Origin of the sequence: Alkalihalophilus lindianensis, from assembly GCF_032843265.1 — a bacterium.
Taxonomy (GTDB): Bacteria; Bacillota; Bacilli; order Bacillales; family Bacillaceae_D; genus Alkalihalophilus; species Alkalihalophilus lindianensis.
Genome location: NZ_JAWJBA010000879.1, coordinates 1 through 244 on the forward strand (window position 1 = coordinate 1; position 244 = coordinate 244).

1 protein-coding gene is annotated in these 244 nt (G+C 38.1%); it reads right to left on the reverse strand.

Going from position 1 to position 244, the window contains the following annotated elements:
- A partial coding sequence (locus RYX56_RS24640; RefSeq protein WP_317124425.1) for a hypothetical protein occupies nt 1-244 on the reverse strand: 244 nt, incomplete at both ends.

Here is a 244-nt window from a genome sequence, read left to right on the forward strand (position 1 = left end):
TAATTGAGCTTCTTCACTATTTTTCATCAGCTTTTGAAGTCTATTCCTCAACGACTCAATTGTTTTTTGGTTACTCTCGATTTTCTCTATGTCAACCTTCTCGCGCTGGCGAGATTTAAGTTGTGATGACTTAATTCCGAGTTCTTCCTCCATACTTCTTATAGAAGCAAGAATTCTGTTGTGCCCGAATAGCTTTAATAGAAAATCTACAGCCTTTTCATCCTGCTCACGAGGTTTTACAAGC